This is a genomic window from Streptomyces sp. NPDC039430, from assembly GCF_055639435.1.
In genome coordinates this window covers 45,600-71,574 of the sequence record NZ_JBVKAK010000025.1, presented here as the reverse complement: position 1 = coordinate 71,574, position 25,975 = coordinate 45,600, and the positions used below count along the sequence as shown (strand labels likewise).

Here is a 25,975-nt window from a genome sequence, read left to right as displayed (position 1 = left end):
CGCGCCGCCACCCGATGACCAGGTCCTGGTCACACCACCACCCAAGGAGCACCCCATGCCGTATTCGATGAACACACGTCACACGCTCTCGCGCGTCATCAGTGTCGCCGCGGTCGGCGCGACGATGGCCCTGTCCGCGCAGTCGGGGGCAGCGGCGCACGAGACGAGGCCGGGTACCAGGACCGGGACGTTCCAGGAGTGCCGGGGCGTCACCGTCGACCAGAGCGCACCGGTCATCAGCCGCGCCGACGTTCTCATCAAGGCGCCCCTGGAGCAGATCTGGCGCCTGCACACCGACATCGACACGTGGGCCACCTGGATACCGGAAATCACTCCGGCACAGAAGAAGACACCGGGACCGCTGCGCCCTGGCTCGGTCTTCACATGGTCCCCGCAGAACATGAAGGTCACCTCGACCGTCGCGACGGTCAAGCCGATGCGGTGCATCGCGTGGGGCGGGCCCGTCAACGGCATCGACGGCGTACACCTGTGGACCTTCAAACAGGTCGGCGGCGGCGTCCTCGTCACCACCGAAGAGTCCTGGGCGGGCCCTCCCGTCGAAGCCGACATCCCCGGAAACCAGGCCGCCCTCGACGCCGGGCTCAATGACTGGGTGCACCGGCTCAAGGACGCGGCCGGGGCGGCGTCCTGATGCACCGAACACAGAGGCCACGGAGGCCGGTGACACGGGATCGCCCGGTCCCGCTCCGGGCGAGGGGCTTCCGGGTACGGCATGGACGGTGACACGACTGTCGCGGCGCGGTACGGCACTTCCGTCGGCCGTGGTCGTTGAACCGGGCGACCGCTCCGAGGACCAGATGGGCTCCACATGTACGACGTGATCGTGGTCGGCGCACGCTGCGCCGGAGCAGCCGTCGCTCTGCTGCTGGCCCGTGCCGGCCGCAAGGTCCTGCTGCTGGACCGCGCCCGCTTCCCCAGCGACACCCTGTCCACTCTCTACATCCATCAACCCGGACTGGCCCGCCTGGAACGGTGGGGCCTCCTGGGCGAGGTACTCGCCACAGGCGCGCCCCTGCTGACGCAGCTCTCGCTCAACTTTCCCGGCGCCCGCCTCACAGGCCCCGCCCCCGCACTCGGGGCGATCACCGGGGGCTGCGCTCCCCGCCGTTACGCCCTGGACCACCTCTTGGTGCGGGCAGCCGTCCGCGCGGGCGCCGAGTTCCGTCCCCGCACCACTGTCGTGGATCTGCGGTGGGAGGACGGGAAGGTGACCGGTGTACGCCACGGCACCCCGCGAGGCGCCACAACCCCGGAACACGCCCACCTGGTCATCGGCGCCGACGGCCGGAACTCCACCGTGGCCCGCCTGGCCCACGCACCCGTCGTGCGCCAGGACCCCCGCAGCACCCGTGTCTACTACTCGTACTGGAGTGGCATCCCCGACCGCGGTGTACAGATCTACACCGGACACGGCGTGGGGGCCGGCTGCCTTCCCACCCAGGACGGGCTGACCCTCGTATCCGTACAGGTCTCCCGTACCACCCCCGTCCACGACGACCGGCAGCGAACCTACCGGGAGATGGCCAGGCGATCGTCGACGGAGCTGGACCGGCAACTCACGGAAGGAAAACAGGAAGACCGGCTCTACTGCTGTTCGGACCTCCCCAATTTCTTCCGCCGGCCGTACGGCCCCGGATGGGCGCTGGTCGGTGACGCCGCGCACAACAAGGACCCCACACCCGGGCGGGGCATCACCGACGCCTTCATCCAGGCCGAAATGCTCACCGAGCGGCTGGACTTCCCGCTCGACGACACCCAGCAGGCGGATGCCGCCCTGGCGAAATACGCCCAACAACTGAGCCAGGAGTTCACCCCGGCCTACGAAAGCACCCTGATCACAGCGCGGTTGGATCCCAGCGAATACATCCACCACCTGATCGACAACCAGCACGACCCGGTTTTCGCCGAACACTTCTTCCGCTCCTTCTCCGGCATCAACTGACAGCCGGAGCAAGCCCGTTGGGCTCCGCCCGCGTACGCACCGGAGACCCCCACCGCCGTGCGACACGATCGGCCTCATGGACGACGGCGGGTCGAGCGCTCACGGCCGTGAACGCTCGACCCGCCTCCGGACCAGCCGCGGCCGGCGTTACACGCCGGCACCACCGGCGGGTGTGGCCAGCAGTTGCAGCTCCCAGGCGAGCGCGATCCCGCTGCCGCCACCGTGGTCGAAGAGAACCTGCCCGAGCGCGTCGGCCGTCGACTCGCGAGCCCAGTCGCGCTGCCATTCGCTGATCACGGCCATCCAGGTGATGGGCACCACGCCGGCCTGCGCCATGCGACGCACCGCCATGTCGTGTGTCTCGGCACTGGCCCCGCCGCTGGCGTCCGTGACGACGAAGACGTCGTACCCCTCACCCAGCGCCTGGATGGCGGGCATGGCGACGCAGACCTCCGTCCACAGCCCCGCGATGATCAGTTGCTTGCGCCCCGTTCGCTCCACGACGTCGACGACGCGACGGTCTTCCCAGGTGTTGATGAACGTGCGGTTGATCGGCTTCTGGTCCGGGAAGACGTCCTGGAGGCCCTTGATGAGGTAGCCGCCACGTTCTTCTATCACCGTGGTCAGCACTGTGGGGACGTCGAACACCTTCGCGGCCTTGGCCAGGCCGACGACATTGTTGACGATCATGGTTGGTTCGTGGCTGTTGAGATTGGAGAACTGGAAGGGCTGATGGTCGATGAGCACCAGGATGCTTTCCTCGGGGGTGAGCAGTGCTTCGAGTCCGGCCTTTGCGGTGCGAGTCACGATGCTTCCTTCTGGGTGATGAGTTGAGCGTTCGATGGTGAGAATCGGAGCTGTTCGGGTGCTGCCCTCCGGTAGACGAACCGGCCGAGCCCGGACTACGTGATCGCGAAGTCCGGTCCGGTCAGGTCTTCCTGAGCGGCCGTCATGCCCAGCGCGCCGAGGCGGACCAGGAGATCCCGGCCGGATGCCGAGCACTGCCATGGAGTTCGTGGCGCTGAGCGGGACCGGATCCGACCAGGGTCGGACAGCCTTGACGGGGCGATGGGAACGTTTCCCCTGGCGTGAAACGACGCTACGGCGGCCGTCCGGCGGGCGTCCAAGACTTGTCCGGACGCCGGGCAATAGGATTCGTCTATGGATGTCAGCCCCCGCGTCCTCCGCTACTTCATGGCCGTGGCCGAGGAACTGCACTTCGGCCGCGCCGCCACGCGTCTCTACATCTCCCAGCCGTCCCTGAGCCATCAGATCCGCAAGCTGGAGGAGACCCTCGAAACCCCGCTCTTCGTCCGTTCGAGCCGTCGGGTGCAGCTCACCGCGGCGGGCCGGACGCTGGCCCACGAGGCACCGATAGCGCTGGCCGCGCTGGAGCAAGCCGTACAGCTCACCCGGCGGGCCGGAGCGGGGATCGCGACGACGATTCGGCTGGGCTATACGCCGGTCACGAGCTTCGACACGCTCACGGTGCTTCTGGACGCTCTCCAGGAGGACCACCCCGACTTCACGGTCGACCCCCGAGAGTTCTTCAGCGCCGAGATTCCCGAACGGCTCTGCGCCGGCGACCTGGACATCGGTCTCGCCCTCTCACCGCAGCCGCTCGACGGGGTAGGTGGCGAGATTCTCCGTGAGGAGCCCGTTTCCGCGCTCCTCAGCACTCGCCACCGACTCGCTGCCGCACCGACGATCCCGGTGACGGCCCTCCGCGACGAGACGCTGCAGCTGTTCCCTCGCCGTCTCGCACCGGCGTACTACGACGGCATCGTCGCCGCGTGCCGCGAGGCAGGCTTCTCACCGAGGATTCACGCGTTCGAGGAACCGCCGGTCAACGCCATGCTCGCCCGGCTCTCCAGCGGACGCGATGTCGGCTTGGCCCCTACATCGTTCGCCGAGCACGCCGCGCAGGCCGGCACCACCATCATTCGTCGCGATGTCGTCGATCCGTCGATCGTGGCGGAACTCTCGGTGCTGTGGCCCGAGAAGGATCCGTCGCCCGCCATCGCGAGCGTCCTCGCCACCGCACGACGATGCGCTGAACACAATGGATGGCTGCGCGGCCCCGTCACATAGCGCCTGGAGCTACGGCCCGCGCAAGAGTCGATGACACCTGCCGCTTGCCTGTCCACGTACGAACGAGGGCGCCACGGCGGGGATATGACAGCACCCCACCCCCGTGACGCGAGCGCTCCTGTACGGGGCCGAACGCGCCGTAGCCGTTGGCGCGCCCGCCGGGGATACGGAACAGCTGCTGCAGCACCTCCCAGCGTCGGCGGCACACCCGCGACCCAGGGCGACTGGGACTTCGCAGCGGGCGACACGCTCTGCGCCGGATACCCGGCAGGCGGCGTCGACGCCTGCCAGGGTGACTCGGGCGGTCCGCTGCTCCGCGAGGACGACGCCGGTTCGTACCTCCAGGTCGGCATCGTCAGCCGGGGTGAGGGCTGCGGGGAGCCCGGCTGTCCCGGTGTCTGCACCGAGGTCTCGCCCTACGCCTCCAGGAGAGCCGCGGCGGCGGCGAAGCTCTGAGCCGTACCCGCGGCGCCCTTGACCAGGAGTGCCACGGGCGGGGCGCGTATGGCCGACGCCGAGTGCGGCGGCTCGCGCCCCGCGGACTTCGTGCGAAAACCCATGGATAGGAAGGCGCCTCATCCGTATAGCCTGGGCAAATGCTCACCGAAGTCACGGCGACCCGCTATGTCACGCCCTTGCGTGAGGGCGGCTCGCTTCCGGGGATTGTCGAGGCCGACGATCTCGGCACGTACGTCATGAAATTCACCGGCGCGGGACAGGGCCGCAAGACCCTGGTCGCCGAGGTGATCTGCGGGCAGCTGGCCCGCAGGCTGGGGCTGAGGATTCCCGAACTGGTGCGTATGCAACTCGACCCCGTCATCGGGCTCTCCGAGCCGGACCAGGAAGTGCAGGAGTTGCTGAAGGCGAGCGGTGGGCTGAACCTCGGCATGGACTATCTGCCGGGATCGATCGGCTTCGACCCGCTCGCTTACCAGGTGGGGCCGGAGGAGGCCGGGCGGATCGTCTGGTTCGACGCGGTCATCAACAACGTCGACCGCTCCTGGCGCAACCCCAACATGCTTGTCTGGCATGGTGACGTGTGGCTCATCGACCACGGCGCGACCATGATCTGGCACCACAACTGGTCCGGTGCGCTCGCTTCCGCGGCGAAGCCGTACAACGCCTCCGACCACGTACTCGCCTCCTTCGAGCCCGACATCGCGTCCGCCGCCGCCGAGCTGGCGCCGCTGGTCACCGAGGAGTTGCTGACGGAGGTCACCGCCGACGTACCGGACGAGTGGCTGGTCGACGAGCCCGGCTTCGACTCCACCGACGCGCTGCGCCGCGCGTATGTGACGCCTCTGCTCGCGCGGGCCGGCACGATCCATGAGCGCCTCATCCTCGACGCGCCCACCACGAACGGCCCGTCGAGGGCGCCCGGCTGGCTGGCCGGGCGGCTGACGCCCGGAGAGCGGACCGCACGGCGGACGGCGGACGAGAAGAGCGTCAAGGACGGCGGCCGGTGAGTGTGAAGGACGTCTACGAGTACGCGCTTCTGCGGGTCGTGCCGCGTGTCGAGCGCGGTGAGTGTTTCAACGCGGGTGTACTGGTCTACTGCCGCGGCCGGTCCTACGTTTCGGCCAGGACCCATCTGGACGAGGCCAAGCTGATGATCCTCGACCCGGACGCGGATGTCGTGGGGGTACGGGCGGCGCTGCACGCCGTCGAGAGCGTGTGCCGCGGCGGCGACGCGGCCGGGCAGGCGGCGGACGACGACGCGGGCAGGCGGTTCCGGTGGCTGATCGCGCCGCGCTCGACCGTCGTACAGCCCGGTCCCGTACACACCGGACTGACCGACGACCCGGCGGCCGAGGCCGAGCGGCTGCTCGATCTGCTGGTGCGCTGACGCGCCGCGCGCGAGAGGGAGGTGGCGCGGCCGATGTGGCGCGGGCGACGTTACGCGGGCGGGATGGCGCGGGCGGCATGCCGTCGGCGGCGTAAGGCCGGTGGGTGTGATGCGGGTGTGATGTCGGCTCCGGATCCCGCCATCGGCGCGGTCGGCCGTTGACACCACGTGCCGTGGCTTCTAGCGTCTCTCTGCTGGACCTACTAAGCGGTTGCTCAGGGGTCTTGGTGATCGGGAGCCGCAGGAGCCTAGGGCGAGGAGAACAGGGATGTCCACCACCGAGCAGCGCGTAGCCATCGTGACCGGGGCGGCGCGTGGCATTGGCGCCGCCACCGCGGTACGGCTGGCGGCGGAGGGCCGCGCCGTCGCCGTACTCGACCTCGACGAGGCAGCGTGCGAGGACACCGTCGGGAAGATCACCTCGGCAGGCGGCACGGCACTCGCCGTCGGCTGCGACGTCTCCGACAGCGCGCGGGTGGAGGCCGCCGTCGCGCGGGTCGCGGCCGAGCTGGGGGCGCCGACGATCCTCGTCAACAACGCGGGCGTGCTGCGGGACAATCTGCTCTTCAAGATGACCGAGTCCGACTGGGACACCGTGGTGAACGTGCACCTCAAGGGCGCGTTCCTGATGGCCAAGGCGTGCCAGAAGCACATGGTGGACGCCGGGTTCGGCCGTATCGTCAGCCTCTCCTCCAGCTCCGCGCTCGGCAACCGCGGCCAGGCCAACTACGCGGCGGTCAAGGCCGGTCTCCAGGGCTTCACCAAGACCCTCGCGAAAGAACTCGGCAAGTTCGGCATCACGGCGAACGCGGTGGCGCCCGGCTTCGTCGTCACCGAGATGACCGCCCAGACCGCCGCCCGTATCGGCATGGGCTTCGAGGAGTTCCAGGCCGCGGCGGCGAGCCAGATCCCGGTGCAGCGTGTCGGCAGGCCGGAGGACATCGCGAACGCCATCGCCTTCTTCGCGGGCGAGGAGGCCGGGTTCGTCTCCGGCCAGGTCATGTACGTCGCCGGCGGACCGCTCAACTGAGGCCGGGGGCAACGGACATGACGGAGCGGACGCGGCAGCGGGAGTCGGTGCGGCAGATGCCGGACAGCGGGAAGGTCGCCCTGATCACGGGCGCGAGCCGGGGCATCGGATACGGGGTGGCCGAGGCGTTCGTCGCCCGCGGCGACCGGGTGTGCATCACCGGCCGGGGCGAGGACGCGCTCAAGGAGGCGGTGGAGAGGCTCGGTTCCGACCGGGTGATCGCAGTGGCGGGCAAGGCGCACGACGAGCAGCACCAGGCGGCGGCCGTCGCGCGTGTCATGGAGGCGTTCGGCCGGGTCGACTTCCTGGTCAACAACGCGGGGACGAACCCGGTCTTCGGCCCGATGGCGGAGCTGGACCTGAACGTGGCCCGCAAGGTGTATGAGACGAACGTCATCTCGGCGCTCGGCTTCGCCCAGCAGACCTGGCGGGCCTGGCAGAAGGAGAACGGCGGCGCGATCGTGAACATCGCCTCGGTCGCCGGGGTCTCGGCGTCCCCCTTCATCGGCGCGTACGGCATGAGCAAGGCGGCGATGGTCAATCTGACCCTTCAGCTGGCGCACGAGTTCGCGCCGGGGGTACGGGTCAACGCCATCGCGCCCGCCGTGGTCAAGACGAAGTTCGCGCAGGCGCTCTACGAGGGCAGGGAGGCGGAGGCCGCGGCCGCGTACCCGCTGGGACGGCTCGGGGTGCCGGAGGACATCGGCGGCGCCGCCGCGTTCCTCACCTCCGACCAGTCCGACTGGATCACCGGGCAGACGCTGGTCGTCGACGGGGGCATCTTCCTCAACGCCGGGGTGGGGTGACGATTCCCGGCCTCGATTTCCCCAAAAGTCCCACCGGATCGGCGTATTGATCCGGTGGGCGCTGCGGTATGGTCTGCCGATCCATGGCTGAGAAGGAGCGTGCACGTGTTCCACCGGACAATTCGGCGGGCCGCCGCGGCCCTGGCGGCCATATCGCTGCTGGCGGGATGCGGCCTGTTCTCGGACGATGACGCGGAAGCGGAACAAAGGATAACCGTCGGCACGACGAGTGAGCCGAGCACACTCGATCCGGCGGCGTCCTGGGACAACTCCTGGGAGATGTTCCGCAATGTCTTCCAGACCCTGGTGAGTTTTCCGACCGGCAGTTCGTATCCGCAGCCCGACGCCGCGCGGAAATGCCAGTTCACCGACGCCGCCAACCAGGTCTTCCGGTGCGTGCTGCGCGACGGCCTGACATTCTCCGACGGCGATCCGCTCGACGCGGTGGCCGTCAAGCACTCCTTCGACCGGATCCGGAAGATCAATGTGCCGGGCGGCCCGGCCGGTCTGCTGGAATCCCTCCACACGGTCGAGACGAGCGGGGACGACACCGTCGTCTTCCGGCTGCGGAAGTCGGACGCGACTTTCCCGTTCATCCTCGCCACGCCCGCCATGTCCCTCGTCCCGCCGGCCGCGTATCCCCTGGACAGGCTGCGGCAGGACGGCGGAATCACGGGCTCGGGGCCGTACGTACTCGACTCGTACACCAGCGGGGACAGGGCGGAGCTGACCCGGAACAAGGACTACCGGGGATTCGCGGAACACCGGAACGACGCCGTCACGATCCAGTACTTCAAGAACTCCGACACGGTTTTCCGCGCGCTGCAGAAGAAGAAGATCGACGCGATCTACCGTGGTCTCACCTCGGAGCAGGTCGTCGCACTCGAACACAAGGGGCCGGATACCAGAGATCTTCAACTGGTCGAGACCGTCGGTGCCGATATTCGCTATCTCGTGTTCAATCCCGCGGATCCGGCGGCCGGCAAGCTCGCGGTACGTCAGGCGGTGGCCCAGATCGTGGACCGCGACGCGCTGGTGGCGAAGGTCTACCAGGGCACGGCCGAGCCGCTGTACTCGATGGTCCCCAAGGGCATCTTCGCGCACACCACCGGCTTCTTCGACCGGTACGGCGACCCCGATGTGAACGAGGCGAAGGCGATCCTCAACGGCGCGGGCATCACCGGGCCCGTGCCCCTCACCTTCTGGTACACCACGGACCGCTACGGGTCGGGAACGGCGGCGGAGTTCACGGAGCTCAAGCGTCAGCTCGAAGCGTCGGGGCTGTTCAGGATCACCCTCCGGAGCAAGCCGTGGAAGCAGTTCCAGGCCGGCTATCAGAAGGGCCAGTACCCCGTCTTCGGCCGCGGCTGGTTCCCCGATTTCCCGGACCCGGACAACTTCATCGCGCCTTTCGTCGGCGCGAACAACGCGCTGAGCACACCGTACGAGAGCCCGGAGATCACCCAGAAGCTGCTGCCACGGTCCCGGCGGGTGAGCGACCGGGCGGCGGTGAACGCGGAGTTCGAGCGCGCACAGGAGATCTTCGTCGACGACGTACGGCTCCTCCCGCTGTGGCAGGGCAGGCTGTACGTGGCGTCGACCGAGGACATCGGCGGCGGTGAGCGGGCCCTCGACCCGCAGACGGTCATGCAGATGTGGGAGCTGAACCGGAAGGCCAGCTGGTAACGGGCGCTCAGGGGGGGCGGGGGCGTTCAGGGCGGACAAGGTGTAGAAGGCGCACAGGGCGCACAGGCGCACAGGCGCACGGGCCGTTGGGTCCGGCCGACGGCCGTTGTCAGTGGTCCCCGGTAGGTTCAGTGGTGCACAAGTGATCGCTTACCGGAGGTTGTTGACGTGACCGACACCGACATGCTGCCCGAGTCCTGGCGCGGCGTCCTCGGCGATGAGCTGCAGAAGCCCTACTTCAAGGAGCTCACCGATTTCGTCGAGGAGGAGCGGTCGAAGGGGCCGGTCTACCCGCCGCGCGAAGAGGTCTTCGCGGCGCTCGACGCCACTCCGTACGACAAGGTGAAGGTCCTGATCCTGGGCCAGGACCCGTACCACGGGGAGGGGCAGGGACACGGCCTGTGCTTCTCGGTGCGGCCCGGTGTCAGGACCCCTCCCTCCCTGCGGAACATCTACAAGGAGATGAAGGAGGAGCTGGGCCTCCCGGTGCCGGACAACGGCTATCTGATGCCGTGGGCCGAGCAGGGTGTGCTGCTGCTCAACGCGGTGCTGACGGTCCGCGCGGGTGAGGCCAACTCCCACAAGGGCAAGGGCTGGGAAAAGGTGACGGACGCGGTGATCCGCGCGGTGGCCGAGCGGCCCGACCCGGCGGTCTTCGTCCTGTGGGGCGCCTACGCGCAGAAGAAGCTGCCGCTGATCGACACGGAGCGCCATGTGGTGGTGAAGGGCGCGCACCCCTCGCCGCTGTCCGCGAAGAAGTTCTTCGGGTCGCGGCCGTTCACACAGATCAATGAGGCCGTCGCCGCGCAGGGGCACGACCCCATCGACTGGCGGATCCCCGACCTCGGGGACCGTGCCTGATCCGCCGGACCGGCCGGACAGGCTCGGGTTGTCCGCCCGAGCCTGAAGGCCATTGTCCGTGATGCCGGATAGCGTCGTGTTCGTCGGGTGTACTGGACGGCGTGCGGACGGCACAGGGACGGCATGCGGAGGCGACGGTGGTGAGGGAGCGGCAGGAGGCGTCGGAGGACGCCGTCATGACCAGGATCGGGCAGGCGGTCATGCTTCTCCACGGCGGCGACCGCGAGGAGGCGCGCAACCGGTTCGGCCAGCTCTGGTCGGAGCTGGGGGAGGCGGGCGACGCGTTTCACCGTTGCGCCCTCGCGCACTACATGGCGGATACGCAGGACGACCCGGGCGATGAACTGGCCTGGGATCTGCGGGCGCTGACGGCCGCGGCGGGACTGGGGGAGGATCCGGCCACCGGTGACCGGGCGGATGGTGACCGGCCGGATGCTGACCCGGGGGACGACGGCGCGGCGGACGGTGAGCGGGGAGCCGGTGGCGGGGCCGGCGGTGACAGGTTGGCAGAGGCCCGGGAGGGCGTGCCCGGGGCCTCATCGGTGGTACGGGCCTTCTATCCGTCGCTCCACCTCAATCTCGCCGCCGACTATCTGAAGCTCCAGCGGCCGGAGGCGGCGCGGCTCCATCTGGACCGGGCGCGTGACGCGGCGGACGCCCTGGGGGACGAGGGGGATGTGAACGGGGTCCGGGCGGGGATCGACCGGCTGGAGCGGCAGTTGCGCGGGCGGTGACAGCGGGTGCGCGAGGTGGGTGGGGGGGCGTCGGGGCGCGCGGGGGGAGGCCGTCAATCGCCGTACGTCTCACGGCAGATGCGGGCCTGGGGGCTGTCCTTCGGCCACTTGCCGTACCTCTCGCCGAGGGTGCAGACATCGGCGAAGGCCGGTGCCGACGGTGGCGCTGAATGACGTGGTTCCTCGGGGTGGTCCTGGGCGGCCCGCCGCTCCGGCCGGGATGTGGCCGGGGGCCGCTCGGAGCCGCTCGTCCGGTCCCGGCCCGCCGACCGGTTCTGGCCCGCCGCCCCGTCCTGGGCCGAGGGGCGGGCTCCGGCGGAGGAGTGTGGGGCCGTTCCCGGGGCCGGCGGGGGGACGGCCGCCTCCAGCGCTTCCTTGGCCGGGGCCTCGATGATCAGCGGCTCAGGCGCTCCCGGGCCCTGGATGCCGCTGCTCGTTTCCGGGCGCGGCGAGGGATTGGGCGAGGGATGCGGCTCCACGGCCACGCATCCGGAGACGGCGGTGACCGCCACCCCCATCAGGATCATCGCCGCGCTTCTCGTTCGGTTGGTTCGGTGCACCCGGGCAACTCTGCTGGTTGGGGGCGCTGTTGGGGAGCGGAAGAGCGCGGATTGGCCCGGACGGGTGACGCCGGGCCCGCTCGCTCGGCTGCGGTCGACCGGTCGACCGGTCCGGGGCGGCCGGTCGGTCGGCCGGCCGGTCAGTCGCCCGTCGCGCCGTCGATCCGCTCGCGGAGAAGATCGGCGTGGCCGTTGTGCCGGGCGTACTCCTCGATCATGTGGGTGTAGATCCAGCGGAGGGTGAACGGGTCGCCGGTGTCCCGGCTGGGCGGTCCCGCGCCCAGAGCGTCGAGGGAGCGCGACGCGGCCAGTTCGCGGGCATGGGCGATCTCGGCGCGCCAGGTGGTGTGCGCCTCCTCCCAGGTATCGGCCTCCCCGGAGTGGAAGTCGCCGTCCGGGTCGGCGTCGGTGAAGTAGATCGGCGCGGCGCCCTCATCGGCCAGCCGGTTGCGGAACCAGCCCCGCTCCACCTCGGCCATGTGCCGTACCAGACCGAGCAGAGTCAGGTCGGAGGGCGGAATGGACGCCTCCTTGAGCTGTTTCTCGTCCAGTCCTGAACACTTCAGGGCGAGGGTCTCGCGGTGGTAGTCGAGCCAGCCCTCCAGCATCTCGCGTTCACCGGCGAGGGGAGAGGGCTCGGTACGTTCTGGCGTGGCCTCGGTGGATGTCATGGCCGACATCCTCATGGACGAGCCGCCGATCTGGCCAGGGCTTATTCCTCCGGGATGGACCGGAGCCCGTCAGGAGCGGGTCGGTCTTCGTCCGGGGTCCCGGGCAATTCCGCGCAGCAGCTCGGCGCATCCGAGGCGTAGCGCCCGCCGGGTCCGCGCGTAGTCGGAGGTGGAGCCCTGAGGGAGCGCGGCCAAGCTCGTCCACGGCCCGGTGCCGGGCCGAGGGCCCGGACTCACCCCGCGCGGCTTCGCCGGGATCGCCGACTGGCGGCCTCCTGAGCACACGTATGCTTCCGGGACACCGCGTCAGTGACGCGGACGGACACGTGAACCCGCGTGTCAACGGCTGTCAACGGCCATCGATGGACCGTGACGGGTTTCGGTGTGTGACGTGTGACGTGTGACGTGTGACGTGTGAGAAACAGGCTGGGGAGGCCCTTGTGAAGGTCGGCTGCATCGGGCTCGGCGACATCGCGCGGAAGGCGTATCTGCCGGTGCTCACGACCCTGCCCGGGGTCGAGCTGCATCTGCAGACCCGTACCCCCGCCACCCTGACGCGTACCGCCGAGGTCCACCACATCCCGGCGGCGCGGTGCCACACCGATCTCGACTCGCTGCTCGCCCAGGGCCTCGACGCCGCGTTCGTGCACGCCCCGACCGCCGTACACGCCGAGATCGTCACCCGGCTCCTGGAGGCGGGCGTACCGACCTATGTCGACAAACCGATCGCGTACGACCTCGCCGACTCCGAGCGGATCGTGCGCCTCGCCGAGGAGCGGGGCGTCAGCCTCTCGGTCGGCTTCAACCGCCGCTTCGCGCCCGGGTACGCGCAGTGTCTGGAGCATCCGCGCGAGTTGATCCTTCTCCAGAAGAACCGGGTGGGCCTCCCCGAGGAGCCGCGCACCTTCGTCCTCGACGACTTCATCCATGTCGTGGACACGCTGCGCTTCCTGCTTCCCGGGCCGGTCGAACACACCGACGTACGGGCGCGGGTCAGGGACGGGCTGCTGCACCATGTCGTTCTCCAGCTCTCCGGCGACGGCTTCACCGCGATCGGCGTGATGAACCGGCTGAGCGGCTCCACCGAGGAGATCCTCGAAGTGTCGGGACAGGACACCAAGCGTGCCGTCCACGATCTCGCGACGATCATCGACCACAAGGGGCAGCCGAGCGTCCGGCGGCGCGGCGACTGGGTGCCGGTGGCCCGCCAGCGCGGCGTCGAACAGTGCGTCCTGGCGTTCCTCGACGCCGTACGGGCCGGGAAGACGCTCAGCGCGAGGGACGCACTGCTGACTCACGAGCTGTGCGAGCGGGTGGTACGAGAGGCGCTGGACCAGTCCGCCGCCTGAGCGATCGCCCGCCCTCCATCGCGAAGAACGCCGCCAGGACGACCAGCGCGCCGTGGACAGCCCAGTCGCCGAAGCGCGTGTAGAGGGTCGTGCCCCGGGCGAGCGGGAGGTCGAAGACGGCGGCGGCCGAACGGTCCGTGCCGATCGCGCCGGAGATCCGTTCGCCTCCGGGGCCGAACACCGCGCTGACGCCCGTGAGTGTGGCGTGCACCATCGCCCTGCCGGTCTCGGCCGCCCGCAGTGCCGCCAGCGAGGCATGCTGCTCCGGCGCCCAACTGCCCTGGAACGACGAGGTCGAGGACTGCGCCACCAGCACCTGCGCGCCGTCCCTGACCAACCGCCTGCTCATATCGGGGAACGCCGACTCGAAGCAGATCAGCGGACCGAATCGCAGTCCGCCCTTGCCCTCGCCCGGCAGCACCATCACCGTCGGGCGGGTGCCGCGGATACGGTCCTCACCGGCCGCCTTGCCCACCGAGGTCACCCAGCCGAGCGCGGCACGGGCCGGGATGTACTCGCCGAAGGGCACCAGCCGCATCTTGTCGTACACATCGCCCGTCGGACCGTTCGGCCCCACCAGCACACCGCGCTTGAATATCCCCGCCCGGCCCGCCGGGTCCGTACTGCGCGCGTCGACATTGACCAGGATCTCGGCACCGACCGTGCGGGACAGTACGGCGATCCGCGCCGCCAGGTCGGGCCGGGCCGCCAGATCCGTGCCGACGCTGCTCTCTCCCCACACCACCAGATCGAGATCCTGTCCGGCCAGGGTGCGGGTCAGCTCCTCGCCGCGCGCGAACCGGCGTTCCACGGAGCCCGCACCGGCGACCACGCCCGGCTGGACCACCGCGACCGTCGCCGACCCCGACCGCCCCGGCTCCGGGGCCCACCACACCGCCGATGCCACGGTGACGGCACACAGCACGATGCCGAGGGCCGCCGCGGCGCGTGCGCGGCGCACCGAGACCAGCAGGGTCAGCGCGGTGTTCACCGCGACCACCAGCAGACTCACCAGCCACACCCCGCCCACCGAGGCGAGCCGCAGCGCGGGGGAGACCTCCCACTGGCTGGCGCCGAGCAGCCCCCACGGCCCGCCAAGTCCCTCCCAGGACCTGACCAGTTCGACCATCAGCCAGCCCGAAGGGAGCACGGCGAGCGCGACGGCGGCGCGGCCCGCGGACGGCGCCCCGCCGAGGACGGCGTGTACCAGCCACGCCCACGGCGCCCACAGCAGCCCCAGCAGCGCCGCCAGCACCACGATGAACACATGCAGGCTCGGTATCAGCCAATGGTGCACGGCGATGATGAATCCGAGACCGCCCAGCCAGCCGTCCAGCGCCGCGCGGCGGCCCGTGGGCGCGGACCGTATGAGCAGCATCCAGGGCACCAGCGCGGCATACGCCAGCCACCAGAGGGAGGGTGCGGGAAAGGCGAGGGCCGGGAGCGCGCCGGCGGCCACGGCGGACGCGCCGCGCCACCACGGCGATGCCGTTCGCATACAGCGCCTCCTCGACGAGCGACCCCGAACTCCCGTCCGCGTAGCAGACCCTTCCCCCGATCGGGGGAACCGAAGCGGAGGCGGAGCAAGCGCGTCCGGCGCGTCTCCCGCAGGTCAGCCCAGCCTGGCCGGTACGGAGGAGCGCCGCCACTTCTCCTGGACGGCCACGGTGCGCAGCTGCCAGCCCTCCGCACCGCGCAGCAGCCCGAACGTGAACCCGCCGCCGCTCATCAGATCCTCGCCCGACTCGTGCCGCAGGGGGCTGAGATAGTCGGCCCGCAGCTCGGCGCGGTCGCCGGGATAGCCCCCGAGGTCCTGGATGCGCAGCCGCCGGTTGACGATCAGATGCTGACGGACGGTGAAGGGCCGCAGCGTGCCCGCCAGCCAGTCCGCGACCTCGGGGGCCGTCCCCTCGATACCGCCCGCCGCGGTGTAGTCGGCGCGGCCGTCCGGGGTGAACAGGGCACGGAACCCGGGCCAGTCGGCGTCGTCCATGGCCACGGCGTAGCCGGTGATCACGTCATCGATCGCCAGACGGTCCATCACGGTCGCGAGATCCACACGCTGTGTCATCGGTTCAGTCTCCGGCAGCGGGAGCCCCAGGCCAAGGGCCACGAGTGGTCGGATCGACATCCGGACACGTACGTGGCCCATTCGGCGCCGTCCGGAGAACGGGCCCCCGGATCCGGCCGGACAACGAGCCCGCCGACGAGACCCGCTGACGAGACCCGCCGACGAGACCTGCTGACAAGGCGCGCTGAAAGCCCGCTGACAAAGGCCGCTGAGGCGCGCTGTGTGGGCCGACGGACCATGGTGCGCCCCGGGGCCACATGACATGCTACTGACATGGGCGGCCCGGAGAGATCTCCCGACGTGGTTGTCATCGGGGCGGGCATGGTCGGTGCCGCCTGCGCCTACTACTGTTCCGCGGCGGGCCTCCGCGTCACCGTGATCGAGCGGGGCGCGATCGCCGCGGGCACCACCTCCGCGTGCGAGGGCAACATCCTGCTCTCCGACAAGGAGCCGGGACCCGAACTCGATCTGGCGCTGCTCTCCTCCCGGCTCTGGGGCGAGGTCGCCCAGGACGTGGGCGCCGAGCGACTGGAGTACCAGAGAAAGGGCGGCGTCGTGGTCGCCGCCTCGCGGGCCACGGCCGACGGCCTCGGGAAGCTCACCGCCCGCCAGCGCGCGGCCGGAATCGACGCGGTCGACGTGTCCTCCGGTGACCTCGCCGACCTGGAGCCGCACCTCACACCCGATGTGGTCTCCGGCGCGTACTACCCGCAGGACTGCCAGGTCCAGCCGATGCTGGCGGCGGCCCGGCTGCTCCAGCGCGCCCGTGGTCGCGGGGTCACCGTACTGCCGGGGACGGAGGCCCTCGGATTCGTACGCGACGGCCGTGGCACCCTCACCGGTGTCCGTACGGACTCGCCCACGACGCCCGTGATCCACGCGGGCCGGATCGTCAACGCCACCGGCACCTGGAGCGGACGGACCGCCCGGCTCGCGGGCGCGCCGGTTCCGGTGCTGCCGCGCAAGGGCTGCGTCCTGGTCACGGAGCCGCTGCCCCGGGTCATCCGGCACAAGGTGTACACCGCCGAATACGTCGCCAACGTGGCCAGCGACGACGCCGGGCTGGAGACGTCCGTCGTGGTCGAGGGCACCCGGGCGGGGACCGTACTGATCGGGGCCAGCCGCGAACGCGTCGGCTTCGACCGCTCGATGCCGCTGCCGGTCCTGCGCACGCTCGCCGCGCAGGCCGTCGCCGTCTTCCCCTTCCTCGCCGACGTCCGGCTCCTGCGGAGCTATGTGGGCTTCCGCCCGTACTGCCCGGACCATCTGCCGGTCATCGGCCCCGACCCGCGCGCCCCCGGGCTCCTCCACGCCGGAGGGCACGAGGGCGCCGGGATCGGGCTGTCCACCGCCACCGGACATCTGATCGCGCAGGTCATCGCCGGTACGGAACCCGACCTGGATCTCGCGCCGTTCCGCCCGGACCGGTTCGAGGAGGGGGTGGCGGCGGCGTGAGCGCGGCGGACGAGGCCCCCCAACCCCCTTTCCGGTTCCGGTTCGACGACCGGACGATCGACGCCTCGGCCGGCCAGACCATCGGCGCCGCGCTCATCGCCGCCGGGCACCGCTCCTGGCGCCGCACCCGCGTCGGCGGCGCCCCGCGCGGTGTGTTCTGTGGCATCGGTGTGTGCTTCGACTGTCTGGTCACCGTCAACGGGCAGCCGAATCAACGGGCTTGCCTGATCGAGGCCGCGCCGGGTGACCGGGTCCGTACCCAGGAGGGAGCGGGCCATGACGACCTCGCGTGCTGAGCCCGCCGCCGCCCGGCGCGACCGCCACGATCTCGTCGTCCTCGGCGCCGGTCCGGCCGGTCTCGCCGCCGCCGTCACGGCCGCCGCCGCCGGGGCCCGCGTCGCCCTGATCGACGCGGGCCCGCGTCCCGGCGGCCAGTACTGGCGCCACCGTCCGGGCGACGACGGCGCCTCGCACCACGGTTGGCCGACGTTCCGACGGCTCCTGCACGGGCTCACCGCGCACGCCGACCGGATCACCTACCTGCCGGGACACTCCGTCTGGCACATCGAGCGGACCGCCGACGAGTTCCCCGGCGGGTTCCGCACACACGCCGTGACCACACACGCCGTGACCACACACACCGAGGCCACACACGCCGTGGCTACACGCGCCGTCGCCACCCCACCCCCGCGCGGCGGCTCCGAGCGGGTCGTCGACAGCCGTACGGTCGTGGTCGCCACCGGTGCGTACGACCGTCAACTGCCCTTCCCCGGCTGGACGTTGCCCGGCGTCTTCACGGCGGGGGGCGCGCAGGCGCTGCTGAAGGGGCAGGGCGTACGCGCCGGCCGGCGGATCGCGGTCGCCGGCACCGGTCCGTTCCTCCTCGCCGTCGCCACCGGACTCGCGGAGGCGGGCGCGGACATCGTCGGGGTCTTCGAGGCAGGGCTGCCGACCGCTTTCGTACGGCATCCGCTCGCCGTGACCCGTAACCCCGGCAGACTCGCCGAGGGCGCGGGACTCCTCCGTACGCTGCTGCGCCACCGCGTGCCCTACCGGACCCGTACGACGGTGATCGCCGCCCACGGCGAGAGCGAGGTCACCGGGGTCACGGTGGCCGCGCTCGACGCGCGGTGGCGGATCGTGCCCGGCAGCGAGCGGCGCGTGGACTGCGACACGCTCGCCGTCGGATACGGCTTCACACCCCAGATCGAGATCCCGCTCCAGCTCGGCTGCGACACGCGCCGCGACCTCGACGGAAGCCTGGTCGCCACGGTGGACGGCAGACAGCTCGGCACGGTTCCCGGGGTCTATCTCGCCGGGGAGGTCTGCGGGGTCGGCGGCGCGGAGCTGTCCGTGACCGAGGGCCGGCTCGCCGGACTCCACGCCGCGTACGCGACGGCCGGCGCCACCCCGGACCCGGCGGTGGTGCGCCGTCTCTCGCACCGGCGCGCCGCGCTGCGCTCCTTCGCCACCGCCCTGCACGAGGCGTATCCGGTGCGGCCGGGGTGGACGGCATGGATCGATGACGACACCGTGGTGTGCCGGTGCGAGGACGTCACGGCGGGGGAGATCACCGAGGCCATCGACGAGTTGGGCGCCACCGATGCCCGTACGGTGAAGCTCTTCGCGCGCCCCGGCATGGGGCTGTGCCAGGGGCGGGTCTGCGGATACGCCACCAGCTGCCTGGTCGCCGCACGCGCCGGACGCGCACCGGACGAGGACGATCTGCGCTCCATGGCGAGCAGACCGATCGCCCAGCCGGTCCCGCTCGGCGCCCTCGCGGCAGATGCGAAACCGGCTGCCCGGCACAGCCACCCGGATCAACGAAACCAACAGGACCAGCAGCGCCAACAGAGTCTCCGTGGAGGTCAGATGAACGCGTCGGCGACCGGGCAACCACACGAGCGAACGCCGTCCCGGCGCGAGCCCTGGCACGGCGTGCTGGTCGCCGCGGCGCTGCCGCTGTGCGACGGCCCCACCGGCCGGCTGGACGTGGACTACGACGGCTACGCCGCGCACGTGAGGTGGCTCGCCGACAACGGATGCGACGGCGTCACCCCGAACGGCTCGCTCGGCGAATACCAGACCCTCTCGCCGGAGGAGCGAGCCCGTGTGGTGACGACGGCGATCGAGGCCGCTCCCGAGGGCTTCACGGTCATGCCCGGAGTGGCCGCCTACGGCGCCGACGAAGCCCGCCGCTGGGCCGAGCAGGCCGCCGGGGCCGGCGCCGCCGCCGTGATGCTGCTTCCGCCGAACTCCTACCGCGCCGACCCGCGCGCCGTGGTCGCGCACTACCGCGAGGTCGCCAAGGCCGGCCTGCCGGTCGTCGCGTACAACAACCCCGTCGACACCAAGGTCGATCTGGTGCCCGAACTGCTCGCGGAACTCCACGCCGAGGGGCTGATCGTCGCGGTGAAGGAGTTCTCCGGCGATGTCCGCCGCGGCTACCGGATCGCCGAACTCGTCCCCGGACTCGACGTGTTGTGCGGCGCCGACGATGTCGCGCTGGAGCTGGCCGTCGCGGGCTCCCCCGGCTGGGTGGCCGGCTATCCCAACGCGTTCCCCCGTGCCTCTGTCGCGTTGTGGCGCGCCGCCTCGGCCGGTGATCTGAAGACCGCGCTTCCCCTCTACCGGGCGCTGCACCCGCTGCTGCGCTGGGACTCCCGGACGGAGTTCGTGCAGGCGATCAAGGCGAGCATGGACCTCGTGGGCCGGTACGGCGGTCCCTGCCGTCAGCCGCGCGCGCCGCTCACCCCGGAGCACGAGGAGATCGTGCGCCGGGCCACCGAGAAGGCACTCGCGGAAGGGCTCGGGTGAACCGTATGCGCAGCAGCAGGGTCTTCCACGCGGTCGACTCGCACACCGAGGGCATGCCCACGCGGGTCATCACCGGCGGCGTCGGTGTGGTGCCCGGCGCCACCATGTCCGACCGGCGCCGCTACTTCATCGGGCACCTCGACCACATCCGTACGTTCCTGATGAACGAGCCCCGCGGCCACGCGGCGATGAGCGGGGCCATCCTGCAGCCGCCCACCCGCGCCGACGCCGACTACGGCGTCCTCTACATCGAGACCTCCGGCTGTCTCCCGATGTGCGGCCACGGCACCATCGGTGTCGCCACCGTCCTCGTGGAGACCGGCATGGTGGAGGTCACAGAACCGGTCACCACCATCCGTCTCGACACCCCCGCCGGGCTGGTCGTGGCCCGCGTCAGGGTCGCGGACGGAGCGGCGAAGTCGGTCGTCCTGCGCAACGTACCGTCGTTCGCGCTCGGTCTCGACCGCACGGTACGGGTCGAGCCCTGGGGCGATGTCCCGTACGACCTCGCCTTCGGCGGCAACTTCTACGCCATCGTCCAACTGGACAAGCTGGGCATCCCGTTCGCGCGGACGGAGAAGCGGCGCATCCTCGACGCGGGCCTCGCCATCATGGCCGCCGTCAACGACCAGGACCGCCCCGTCCACCCCCTCAACCCCGAGATCAACGGCTGCCACCATGTGTATCTGGCCGCCCCTGGGTCGGACGCCAGGCACTCCCGGCACGCCATGGTCATCCACCCGGGCATGTTCGACCGTTCGCCCTGCGGCACCGGCACCAGCGCCCGGATGGCCCAGTTGCACGCCCGTGGCGAACTCGCCCTCGACACCGACTTCGACAACGAGTCCTTCATCGGCACGCACTTCACCGGCCGCCTCATCGAGGAGAGCGTCCTCGGTGGGCCGGCGGCGCCCCGCGGCCTGACCACCGTCATCCCGACCGTCGAGGGCCGCGCCTGGATCACCGGCACCGCCCAGTACCACTACGACCCGGACGATCCGTTCCCCGAAGGCTTCGAACTCTGACCGCACGAGCACTCCCCTTGAGAGTGGTCTTCCGCCGTTCCTGTTCCGTTATCGGGTGTATGTCGCCATCACGGGAATGTATGGATGAAAGCCCCTTTCGGCTTCTTCGGGCTGTCGTCCTCCGGCCGGCCCGCCCAGCGAACAGGAGACGGTGGTCATGAGCGTTGTCGGTGACACCCCGCACTATCCCTTCAGCTTTCGCGGCGACGCCCTGGCGAGTGAGCTGGGCAGATTCGTGGTGGAGGAGCCCGTCACCCGTGTGGTGACCAACGCCGGAGCGCGCGGCTGGCTCGTGACCGGTTACGCCGCCGCGCGGGAGGCGCTGAAGGACCCCCGGCTCAGCCGCAGCCTGATCGCCGACCCCGATATGCCGCAGGAGGACAGCTCGGCGCCGCCGCTCAGCGTCGTCGGCACGATGACGATGCTGCGGCGGGCGGGGCTGCGGGACGAGGCCGTGAAGGGCATGGGGCCGCGGCAGACGCATGTCTCCCTGGAGCGGGTACGCGACATCGCCGACACCCTGCTCACCACGATGAAGGCGAAGGCGAAGGCGAAGGCGAACGGGCACGGGAACGGGAACGGGCACGGGCACGGGCACGGGGACAGGCACGGGCACGGGCACGGGCACGTGAGCGGGCACGACAAGGGGAACGCGGACGCGGGCGCGAGCGCCGAACCGGGCGATCTGGTGGCCGACTTCGCCCTCCCGTGGGCCTCCCACGTGACCTGCGAACTGCTCGGCCTGCCCACCGAAGCGGCCCCCGAACTGGCCGGCTGGTTCCGTCTGCTCAGTACGGGAGACGCGGCCGACGAGCACCTCTTCGCCGACTGGACGAAGGCCCTGAGCCGCTTCGACGACTGGATGACGGGCATCGGCACGGAAGGTCTCCTCGGCCGCCTCGCCCTGCTGAACCGCTCCTCCAGCCATCCGCTGAACCATCAGGAACTGGTGGAGATCGCGCTGTTCCTCTTCGTGTCGGGCCTCGGGAATCCCGCCGGCTTCCTGGCCCTCTGCGGACTGGTGCTGGCACGCGACCCGGAGCTGGCCGCCCGGCTGAGGCGGGAGCGGCAGGCGCTGCCCGGCGCCCTGGACGAGCTGTACCGGTGGTCCGTCATGCTGGGCGACTCCATCGCGCGTATCGCGCGGGAGGACGCCGAGATCGGCGGAGTCCAGATCCGCGCCGGTGAGCTGGTGCTGATCTCCATCGACGCCGCCAACCGCGACCCCGCAGTCTTCGACTCCCCGGACCGGCTGGACATCGACAGGCGGCCGTCGATGCCGCATCTCCGGTTCGGGCAGGGCCGGCATTTCTGTCCGGCCGCCGCGCTGAACCGGGCGCAGACCGAAGTGGCGCTGGGAGCCCTGCTCGACACCGTCCCCGGGCTGCGGCTGGCCGTCGCGCCGGATCGGATCCGCTGGCGCCAGGACCACGCCGTGCTGCTCCCGGAGACGATTCCGGTGCGCTGGTGACGGGTCGTCCCCCGGCTCGACGGGCGGTCGCCGGGGTGGGGCGGGGGAGCGTACGCACACCCCCGCCCCACCCCCGCACGGACTACGTCACCGCCGCCGCGCCGACCGGTGCGCCGGTGGGGCGGGTCATATAGCCCGAGGTGAAGAAGTACTCCAGATAGCGGTCGAGCATCACCGCGTCCACCGGCGGGCAGTCCAGCCCGCTCCCGTCCAGGGCCGCCTCGGTATTACGACGGCTCAACCGGGGGAAGACGCCCTCCAGATACATCTCCTTGACCGAGATGTCGCCTTGGTTCGCCCGGTCCACACAGAGGGACACGAAGGGCGCGGTGGGGCTGGTGGGATGGCGCGAGACATGACGCACCAGCTCGCCCACCCACTCCCCGTACGGCAGCATGCGCATCTCGCATCCCGCCGCGCGCATCCGGTCCAGTACGTCGCGCAGCACGGCCGGGCGGGGATTGGTGAGGTGGTAGACCCGGTCCTTCGCCCGGTGCCTGGTCGCGATGTGCACCACGGACTCCGCCACATGATCGACCGGTACGAAGTCCATCGGCAGCGCGATGTCGGGAGCGAGCCCCGTCTCCGCGATGGTCTTGAACAGCGAGCAGATGGCCGTCTCCGTGTTGCAGGCGCCGTGCAGCCGGTCCCCGGTCACCTCGTACGGACGGTAGACGGCGACCGGAAGCCCCTGCTCCGCCGCGTTGCGCAGCAGGCCCTCGGCGACCCACTTGCTCTCGGCGTACCCCATCGTGAGCCGGTCCGCGTGGTCCAGCCGTACGTCCTCGTCGACCTCGCGCGCACCGGCGGAGCCGAAACCGGCGAGGACCGCCACCGTGGACAGGAAGTGCACCGGCACGCGGCGGGGGGCCGCCAGTCCGATGATCTCGCGGGTGCCCTCGACATTGGCGGCCCGCAGAGCGCTGTAGGGATAGAGGAAGTTGACCCGCGCGCCGTTGTGCACGACCAGGTCCAGGCACGCGGCCAGCTCGGCGGCGTGTTCCGGGGACAGGCCGAGCCCGGGGGCGGCGAGGTCCGCGGGGAAGCAGACCAGCCGCTGCCGTGCGGTGTCGTCAGCGCGCAGGCCGTAGCGGGTGAGCGCGGCCAGGACGCGTCGCTCCGCGTGCGCCGCGCCCGACGCGCGTACCGGGCAGTGGATACGGGCCGTCGTGTCGCGCAGCAGCCGGTCCAGGAGGAACGCGCCGACGAAACCGCTGGCGCCGGTGAGCAGGACGTCCGAGGGGTCGCCGGGCCGCGGGACAGGCGACCCGGCGGGCGGCAGCGAGAAACCGAGCGCGGTCTCGCGTACGAAGTCGACCTCCGCGTCCGGGGTCCGAGGGGCCGGCGGGGTCTGCCCGGTCCGTGGTGTGTGCGGGGGGAGCGCCGGGGCGTCCGCCCGCGGCGCGCCGGCCGGGTGTCCGTGATGGGTACTGACGGCGGCCGCGAAACCCTCCAGCGTCGGGTCGGCGAGCAGGGCCCGGATGAGGCTGCTGCCGAGCGCGGCGTCGAGATCGAGCAACGCGAGCGTACGGGCGACGACTTCGGCCGCCAGCAGGGAGTCGCCCCCGATGACGAAGAAGCTGTCGGTGGGCGCGGGCCGTACGCGCAGCACCAGCTGCCACACCTCGGCCAGCGCCTCCAGCGGACCCTCCGCCTCCGCTCCGGGGCAGGACCGGGGCTCCCGGCCCTGACCGGATCCGTACGCGGCGTCCGCCCGTGACTCCCCGCGCTGCGCGCCCACCTCGCCGTGCCGTGACTCGGCCAGCAGGCGCGTGCGGTCGACCTTGCCGCCGCTGGTCACCGGGAACCGGTCCCGCGCGATGAGGGTCGGCACCGCCTGGGCCGGCAGCCACCGCGCGCAGTACCTCCGCAGCGCGTCCACGGGAAGGGTGTCGCCGGGCCGCGCGGGGGTGAGATAGGCAGCCAGGACTCCGTCGCGGAGTTCCACGACGGCCTCGCCGACCTCGGAGTGGCAGCGCAGCCGCGCCTCGACCTCGTCGAGTTCGATGCGCTGGCCGCGCACTTTGACCTGACGGTCCAGCCGCCCCCGGTACTCCAGCAGACCGTCAGGGCCCGCGACGACACGGTCACCCGTCCGGTACAAGCGGCCACCCGGTACGTCCGGCACGCCGACGAACCGTTCCGCCGTCAGCTCCGCGTCCCCGATGTACTCCAGCGCCAGGCCGTCCCCGCCGACATACAGCTCGCCCTCCTCGCCCGGCGCGGCGGGTGTGCCGTCCGGGCGCAGTACATGGCAGGTGGAGGTGGCGAACGGACCGCCGATGGGGACGCGGGTCTCGTCGCCGGCCAGCTTCGGCAGGAAGTACGCGGTGGACACCACGCTGTTCTCGGTGGGCCCGTAGAAGTTGACGACGGTCGTGTCGGGGCAGGCGGTCTGTACGGCGCGGGCGAGGCCGGGATCCATCGCCTCCCCGCCGGCGGAGGCGAACCGCAGTCCGCGCAGCGCGCCGGGCCGGGTCCTGGCCAGATGGTGGAAGACGCTGGTGGTGAGGTAGGCGACGGTCACGCCGTGCGTACGGAAACGCTCCTCCAGGACGGCGGGAGCGAGCAGTTCCGCGCGGTCCACCAGGACGAGGCAGGCGCCGCCGAGCAGTCCGCTCCAGATCTCGATCGTGGAGGCGTCGGAGGAGAGGCCGTAGCCGTGCAGCACTCCGTCGCCGGGGCCGGGCGGGGGCAGCCGGGGATCCGACAGCACCAGCTGGACCACCCCGCGGTGCGCGATCGCGACGGGCTTGGGCCTGCCCGTGGAGCCGGAGGTGAACATCACGTAGGCCCGGTCGGTCGCCGCCGGGGACGGCAGCGGGATCATGTCCGGGGTGTCCGGGGTGTCCGGGGTGTCGGGCGCGCCGGGCGCGTCGGGCGCGTCCGGGGGAGCGGTGCAGGCCACCCGGCCCAGCTCGACGCGCGTGTGCAGACCGCGGATACGGCGGGAGCTGCCGGGCAGCACGACGGCGACATGGACGCCGGCGTCCTCGGCCATCGCCCGCAGCCGGGCCGGCGGGTGGTCCTCGTCGAGGGGCACGTACGCGCAACCGGCCTTGAGGATGCCCAGGAACGCGACCAGCGCCTCCAGCGAGCGGCTGCCGCACACCCCCACCGCCGAACCCGGTCCGACACCGGCGGCGATCAGCCGGGCCGCGAGTCGGTCGGAGGCGGTGCTGAGCAGGCCGTACGTCATGACGCGGTCCCCGTGGCGGGCCGCCGGCGCCTGCGGGGCGGCCCCGGCGCGCGCTTCGAACAGTTCCGGGAGGCTGCTGTTCCGTGGATAGCCGGGGTCCAGCGGGGCGGAGTCACGTGTCCGGCCGGGGTCCGGTGGACGGCCGGGGCTCGGTGGCCGGCCGGCGCTCGGAGGGCTGCCGGGGCTCGGCGGACCGCCGGCGTTCGCAGGACGCGTGAAGCCCTGGGAGAGAGGCGTGCCGGCTGGTCCGGCGGGGCCGGTCGTGGGGTCGGGGTGGCTGTCGATACCGTCCGTGCGGGGGTCGGTGTCGGTCATGCGGTCCTGCCTTCCAGCGCTGTCG

The 25,975-nt window shown here is 71.2% G+C and carries 23 protein-coding genes and 1 pseudogene; 18 read left to right on the top strand and 6 right to left on the bottom strand.

Annotated features, from left to right (window positions below; all coding sequences use genetic code 11):
* Positions 1-55: 55 nt before the first annotated feature.
* Entirely contained in the window at positions 56-652 is a 597-nt protein-coding gene (locus ACZ7LS_RS35130) for an SRPBCC family protein (protein ID WP_385131356.1), read from the top strand.
* A gap of 177 nt (positions 653-829) precedes the next feature.
* Complete coding sequence (locus ACZ7LS_RS35125) at positions 830-1,963, top strand: NAD(P)/FAD-dependent oxidoreductase (RefSeq protein ID WP_382530187.1); 1,134 nt, start codon at positions 830-832, stop codon at positions 1,961-1,963.
* Between the two features lie 147 nt (positions 1,964-2,110).
* Here the strand turns inward: ACZ7LS_RS35125 and ACZ7LS_RS35120 are convergent, their stop codons facing one another.
* Positions 2,111-2,770: a hydrolase gene (locus ACZ7LS_RS35120; RefSeq protein WP_382971245.1), complete on the bottom strand. Its 660-nt coding sequence runs from the start codon at positions 2,768-2,770 to the stop codon at positions 2,111-2,113.
* Positions 2,771-3,124: 354 nt separating this feature from the next.
* On the opposite strand from ACZ7LS_RS35120, the gene ACZ7LS_RS35115 reads away from it, so the two are divergent.
* The 9 genes from ACZ7LS_RS35115 (at position 3,125) to ACZ7LS_RS35075 (ending at position 11,017) form a co-directional block, all read left to right on the top strand.
* The gene (locus ACZ7LS_RS35115; RefSeq protein ID WP_382530245.1) at positions 3,125-4,054 is read left to right on the top strand and encodes a LysR substrate-binding domain-containing protein; all 930 of its coding nucleotides are present in this window, start codon (positions 3,125-3,127) and stop codon (positions 4,052-4,054) included.
* 84 nt (positions 4,055-4,138) lie between these two features.
* Entirely contained in the window at positions 4,139-4,510 is a 372-nt protein-coding gene (locus ACZ7LS_RS35110; RefSeq protein ID WP_382675636.1) for a trypsin-like serine protease, read from the top strand.
* 140 nt (positions 4,511-4,650) lie between these two features.
* Positions 4,651-5,520: a HipA family kinase gene (locus ACZ7LS_RS35105; protein WP_382530241.1), complete on the top strand. Its 870-nt coding sequence runs from the start codon at positions 4,651-4,653 to the stop codon at positions 5,518-5,520.
* Positions 5,517-5,900: a DUF3037 domain-containing protein gene (locus tag ACZ7LS_RS35100; RefSeq protein WP_382530239.1), complete on the top strand. Its 384-nt coding sequence runs from the start codon at positions 5,517-5,519 to the stop codon at positions 5,898-5,900. The genes ACZ7LS_RS35105 and ACZ7LS_RS35100 overlap by 4 nt, the downstream gene beginning before the upstream one ends.
* A gap of 268 nt (positions 5,901-6,168) precedes the next feature.
* Positions 6,169-6,930: a 3-oxoacyl-ACP reductase FabG gene (gene fabG / locus ACZ7LS_RS35095; RefSeq protein WP_382675643.1), complete on the top strand. Its 762-nt coding sequence runs from the start codon at positions 6,169-6,171 to the stop codon at positions 6,928-6,930.
* Positions 6,931-6,986: 56 nt separating this feature from the next.
* Positions 6,987-7,736: an SDR family oxidoreductase gene (locus ACZ7LS_RS35090; protein ID WP_382675700.1), complete on the top strand. Its 750-nt coding sequence runs from the start codon at positions 6,987-6,989 to the stop codon at positions 7,734-7,736.
* A 105-nt stretch (positions 7,737-7,841) separates the two neighbouring features.
* The gene (locus ACZ7LS_RS35085) at positions 7,842-9,422 is read left to right on the top strand and encodes an ABC transporter substrate-binding protein (protein ID WP_385131351.1); all 1,581 of its coding nucleotides are present in this window, start codon (positions 7,842-7,844) and stop codon (positions 9,420-9,422) included.
* Positions 9,423-9,590: 168 nt separating this feature from the next.
* Complete coding sequence (locus ACZ7LS_RS35080; protein ID WP_382675649.1) at positions 9,591-10,283, top strand: uracil-DNA glycosylase; 693 nt, start codon at positions 9,591-9,593, stop codon at positions 10,281-10,283.
* Positions 10,284-10,459: 176 nt separating this feature from the next.
* Complete coding sequence (locus tag ACZ7LS_RS35075; protein ID WP_385131348.1) at positions 10,460-11,017, top strand: hypothetical protein; 558 nt, start codon at positions 10,460-10,462, stop codon at positions 11,015-11,017.
* Positions 11,018-11,070: 53 nt separating this feature from the next.
* Here ACZ7LS_RS35075 and ACZ7LS_RS35070 read toward each other — a convergent pair whose 3' ends face one another.
* Together ACZ7LS_RS35070 and ACZ7LS_RS35065 are read right to left on the bottom strand one after the other, a co-directional pair.
* Positions 11,071-11,544, bottom strand: coding sequence for a hypothetical protein (locus ACZ7LS_RS35070; RefSeq protein WP_382530230.1), 474 nt, complete (start codon positions 11,542-11,544; stop codon positions 11,071-11,073).
* A gap of 173 nt (positions 11,545-11,717) precedes the next feature.
* Complete coding sequence (locus ACZ7LS_RS35065; protein ID WP_382530228.1) at positions 11,718-12,248, bottom strand: DinB family protein; 531 nt, start codon at positions 12,246-12,248, stop codon at positions 11,718-11,720.
* A 440-nt stretch (positions 12,249-12,688) separates the two neighbouring features.
* On the opposite strand from ACZ7LS_RS35065, the gene ACZ7LS_RS35060 reads away from it, so the two are divergent.
* Entirely contained in the window at positions 12,689-13,597 is a 909-nt protein-coding gene (locus tag ACZ7LS_RS35060; protein ID WP_382675656.1) for a Gfo/Idh/MocA family protein, read from the top strand.
* Here ACZ7LS_RS35060 and lnt read toward each other — a convergent pair.
* Both lnt and ACZ7LS_RS35050 read right to left on the bottom strand, forming a co-directional pair.
* Complete coding sequence (gene lnt, locus ACZ7LS_RS35055) at positions 13,518-15,095, bottom strand: apolipoprotein N-acyltransferase (protein ID WP_385131345.1); 1,578 nt, start codon at positions 15,093-15,095, stop codon at positions 13,518-13,520. The genes ACZ7LS_RS35060 and lnt overlap by 80 nt on opposite strands.
* Before the next feature lie 114 nt (positions 15,096-15,209).
* Positions 15,210-15,668, bottom strand: a complete 459-nt coding sequence (locus ACZ7LS_RS35050; protein ID WP_382530223.1) for a nuclear transport factor 2 family protein — start codon at positions 15,666-15,668, stop codon at positions 15,210-15,212.
* A 273-nt stretch (positions 15,669-15,941) separates the two neighbouring features.
* Between ACZ7LS_RS35050 and ACZ7LS_RS35045 the strand changes: the two genes are divergently transcribed.
* The 6 genes and pseudogenes from ACZ7LS_RS35045 (at position 15,942) to ACZ7LS_RS35020 (ending at position 22,436) form a co-directional block, all read left to right on the top strand.
* Positions 15,942-17,123 carry an NAD(P)/FAD-dependent oxidoreductase gene (locus ACZ7LS_RS35045; RefSeq protein WP_385131341.1) on the top strand — a complete coding sequence of 394 codons (1,182 nt, stop codon included), beginning with the start codon at positions 15,942-15,944 and terminating at the stop codon, positions 17,121-17,123.
* Positions 17,120-17,419, top strand: a complete 300-nt coding sequence (locus ACZ7LS_RS35040; protein ID WP_382530219.1) for a (2Fe-2S)-binding protein — start codon at positions 17,120-17,122, stop codon at positions 17,417-17,419. The genes ACZ7LS_RS35045 and ACZ7LS_RS35040 overlap by 4 nt, the downstream gene beginning before the upstream one ends.
* Positions 17,400-18,899: pseudogene (locus tag ACZ7LS_RS35035) on the top strand (FAD/NAD(P)-dependent oxidoreductase); the annotation flags it as partial. The gene ACZ7LS_RS35040 and the pseudogene ACZ7LS_RS35035, both read left to right, overlap by 20 nt.
* Before the next feature lie 96 nt (positions 18,900-18,995).
* Positions 18,996-19,940, top strand: coding sequence for a dihydrodipicolinate synthase family protein (locus ACZ7LS_RS35030; RefSeq protein ID WP_385131408.1), 945 nt, complete (start codon positions 18,996-18,998; stop codon positions 19,938-19,940).
* A gap of 5 nt (positions 19,941-19,945) precedes the next feature.
* Positions 19,946-20,965: a proline racemase family protein gene (locus ACZ7LS_RS35025; protein ID WP_382675668.1), complete on the top strand. Its 1,020-nt coding sequence runs from the start codon at positions 19,946-19,948 to the stop codon at positions 20,963-20,965.
* 157 nt (positions 20,966-21,122) lie between these two features.
* Positions 21,123-22,436 (top strand): cytochrome P450, encoded by a 1,314-nt coding sequence (locus ACZ7LS_RS35020; RefSeq protein WP_385131336.1) that lies wholly within the window; start codon positions 21,123-21,125, stop codon positions 22,434-22,436.
* 82 nt (positions 22,437-22,518) lie between these two features.
* On the opposite strand, the gene ACZ7LS_RS35015 is transcribed toward ACZ7LS_RS35020, so the two are convergent.
* Complete coding sequence (locus tag ACZ7LS_RS35015) at positions 22,519-25,950, bottom strand: non-ribosomal peptide synthetase (protein ID WP_385131334.1); 3,432 nt, start codon at positions 25,948-25,950, stop codon at positions 22,519-22,521.
* Positions 25,951-25,975: the final 25 nt, after the last annotated feature.